A 3,404-nucleotide genomic window follows, 5' to 3' on the forward strand; every position below is an offset into this window, starting at 1 on the left:
CAAGCAGGCTGTCGGCATACTCTTGCTCGCCGGCTATCATGTGGAGCGACTCTGCGGGCTTGCCAGTCATCAACGACGTCGCAATCGAAGCCATCTCTATCCCGGAATAAAACTCGTTGTTGACGACGGCCTGCATGGCGGATGCAAACGACTGCGAGTACGTCCAGAGCGCCACCTCTTCTTCCGCGGCGCTTGACACGGTGATGAGCACCTCTTCTTCGTCCTTTACCACCATCTTCATCTTGGACGCCGCCTGGTGCCTTATCTCTGCAAACTCGTACCTCCTGACCACTTCAAGCGACTGGAGGTCCACTTCGGTTACAATCTGGACGGAGACGCCTCTCGCCCTGGCCTCCGACAGCGCCTCGTAGACGCCGGAATAGTACATCTTGCCGAGGTCCTTGGCCGTCGTTATTATCGAGATTTTTTTGTCGGCCGACTTTGCCAGTCTCGTTATCGACCGGTGGATCTCCTCGCTTCCCTGGAGTATGCTGAACTTGGCGCCGACGGTGTCTTCGGTGGGGAGGTAGAACCTGGTAAACTGCTCCAGCATCGACGGAAACTTTGTCTCTGCGCTCTTTAGCTCGTCCTTTCTCCTGTCTATCAAGAGCTGGAGCGCCTTCCCCGGCTCTACGGCGATAAAGCTGACCGGCCTTGTCATGGAACTCTCTACTATGCCGATCTGCTTGAGCCTCTCCAGTATCCTGTAGGTCGTGGTCCTGTTTGTCTTTAGCGCAGAGGACAGCGAGCTTGCACGGGCCTTGCCGAGCCTGGCCAGCCTTACGTAGGTCTGGGCCTCCACATCGTCAAGCCCAAAGGACTTTAAATCAGCGACAAGCGGGTCTTCGGCCACGGCATTCGTAGAAGAATGTTTTATATAAATTGTTCGTACAAATGAACAATAGCATGTTCAGTAAAATGAACAAACTAGACAATATTATCCTGATTCTATAACAATATGCTATGATCGCGTCCTGGAGGCTGATACCGTTTATTATCATCCTGCTGGGCATTGTGCCGATTCTTGCTATTACAGATCCTCCTGATGCGGTGATGGAAGTAGAGTTTCTGGACGGCGTGGGGGAGGCGCACGAGGAAAGCGAGGGGCCCTACATCATAAACACGTCGGCGTACTGGAACACCGGGCCCGAGCTTGCCGTATCTGTTGCGGCCGAAGGGGATGTCCGGCCGGAGGCTATGGAGCAAGCGCTGAACTTTATCGCAGGCAACCTGACGGCAGGCGACGCCGCATCAAGGTGGAATGCTCTGTTGACGTCATTTCCTGACGGCCATGCACCCACGCTTCACCTTGCATCGGAACAGCAGCAAGCCAACATCAAGGTCATCCTGACAGAAGAGGACCATCCTGAAGGCAAGATGGGCAAGACCCGGCTCTACGCGGTAAAGGGGATAAGGCACATACTTTCAGTCGAGGTTTACATCTACTCTGCAAACCGCGCGCTGGACCAGGGCATGCTGGAGCACGTGCTGGCCCACGAGATGGGGCACGCGCTCGGCCTGTCGCACTCTACAAACCCTGAAAGCATAATGTTCTCCCTTATCGAGCTGCAAAACGGCTCTGTCGTAAACCACATCGGGTCGTGCGAAGAGAACGGGATGGCCCTGCTATATGTAGAGTCGCGCATCGGCCCTGCCGATTGCTAGCCTGTCGCCTCGCCGCCTGAAGGCGGAGGTGGTGGGGGCGAGGATTCTCCACCCGCCGCGGGTTCAGAGCCGGCGCCACCTGAAGACTCGCCTCCAGAGCTGCTTGGTGCCTCTGCAGGCGGGGTAGAACTTTCTCCGCCGGACGGGGCGGTAGTCTGCTCCTCTGCCGGCTGTTCTTGGCTTGGCTGCTCCTGTTGTTCTTCAGGAGGCTGTTGGGTCTGCTCCTCTGCCGGCTGTTCGCTTTGCTCGCCTTGTTGCTCCACTGGCTGCTCTGCAGGCGCACTACTCAGTTCAGCCGGCTGATCCCGGCCTTCCGCTGGCTGCTGCGGAACTTGTTGTTCAGCCGGCGCCTGCTCTGGTTGCGCAACCGGCGCTATGACCGTTGGCGCCTCCGATGTTATGAACACCGCCTCCGCGTGGTTGTTTGCGGGGTTGGCATCATCTGTTATCGATGAAATATCACTGGTAATCATGGCCTGCTGACCAAGCGCAGTCGGCGTCGCGTCAATGGTTATCCTTGCTTCCGACCCGACGTCAAGCGTGCCAAGGTAGCACTCGATTATGCCCCTTGCCTGGTCAGTGCATTCGGCACCCTGAATAGAGTTGACGCTGAAAAGCGACGTCTGGTAATACGTTGAAAGTTTTACGCCTACTGCATTCTCTGGCCCTGCGTTTCTTGCAATCACCTGGATTGTGGTCCGCCCTGCCTGCCCGCTGCCGACTTCAATCGCGACTGCCGGCTCTGAGATCCTAGTGGCGACTGCCGGCTCTGCCGTGGCCGCGCCGCGCAGCTCCTTGAGGTCGTCTATCTGGGCCTGGAGCGAGTCGGTCCTGGTCTGCAACTCGGAAATTGCGTCCCATATGGCACGGAACGGGTTGGTCGACGAGTCGTCGGCAAAAGCAAAGGAGGCCTGGGAGATGGTGGCGCCTACCACGAATGCCAGCACCACAAAAGCTAGCGGCCTGCTCGCTTTCACGTCCATTCTATATACCATATATTATTTAAATCTATCTTTAAATCTTATTGGTGATCGAGCCTCTGAACGTGCAGTGAGGCGCCCCTGTGGCCCTACACTCTGTCTCTACAAACCGCCACTTGCCGCCTGCTGCATGCGAGGCAGCTGCTGATAGTGCTCCTGCGACAAAGTCGTCCACCGCTGACTTTTCGCCCACCTCTTCGGCCCATAAGGAATCGTGCCACACGACTTCTATCTGCTTTTCGTTCATGGCCGTCACCTCAAACCTTCCCCAGCCCTTTAGCTTCCAGAGTAGGAGGAACGACTGGATAAAGCTGTCGCCGGTCTTTTTTGCGACGTCGTCTACAAAGTGGCTCACTTCCTTGACATAGTCCTTGCCCCACTCGTAAAAGAACGCGTGGACCTCTGTGCCGACAATCGACTTTGTGTACTTGTAAAGGCTGGAAAGTATCATAGTCGGCATGACCAACACGCGCTTGCCGTCGGCCTCCATCAGGCGGCTGTTCTCTTCAATCAGCGAAAGTGCATAGTCCTTGAACGTCGCCTCTTCTGACTCGCCTATCTTATCTGCGAGCATCCCTGCCCTGTCTGCCTGACTCACCAGCTTCCAGAGTTTGGCGACGCCTATCTTGCGGCTGGTGATTATGCCGTCGACCCTCAACATTGACAGATACTTTGACATGGCGCCCTGCGTGATGCCAACAAGCTCGGCTATCTTGGCCCCCGTCATCCCTTCCGGGTGGTCAAGCAGGACCTTGACGA

The 3,404-nt window shown here is 56.3% G+C and carries 4 protein-coding genes; 1 reads left to right on the plus strand and 3 read right to left on the minus strand.

The annotated features are described in order from the left end of the window. A partial coding sequence (locus ACREAY_RS10795) for a TrmB family transcriptional regulator (RefSeq protein WP_431755777.1) occupies positions 1-853 on the minus strand: 853 nt, incomplete at its 3' end. Between the two features lie 110 nt (positions 854-963). On the opposite strand from ACREAY_RS10795, the gene ACREAY_RS10800 reads away from it, so the two are divergent. Next, entirely contained in the window at positions 964-1,665 is a 702-nt protein-coding gene (locus tag ACREAY_RS10800; RefSeq protein ID WP_431755778.1) for a matrixin family metalloprotease, read from the plus strand. On the opposite strand, the gene ACREAY_RS10805 is transcribed toward ACREAY_RS10800, so the two are convergent. Beyond that, complete coding sequence (locus tag ACREAY_RS10805) at positions 1,662-2,642, minus strand: hypothetical protein (RefSeq protein WP_431755779.1); 981 nt, start codon at positions 2,640-2,642, stop codon at positions 1,662-1,664. The genes ACREAY_RS10800 and ACREAY_RS10805 overlap by 4 nt on opposite strands. A 37-nt stretch (positions 2,643-2,679) precedes the next feature. Continuing rightward, a partial coding sequence (locus tag ACREAY_RS10810) for a V4R domain-containing protein (RefSeq protein ID WP_431755780.1) occupies positions 2,680-3,404 on the minus strand: 725 nt, incomplete at its 5' end.

The sequence above is a fragment of the Nitrososphaera sp. genome, from assembly GCF_050748925.1.
In the GTDB taxonomy this organism is placed as follows: domain Archaea; phylum Thermoproteota; class Nitrososphaeria; order Nitrososphaerales; family Nitrososphaeraceae; genus Nitrososphaera.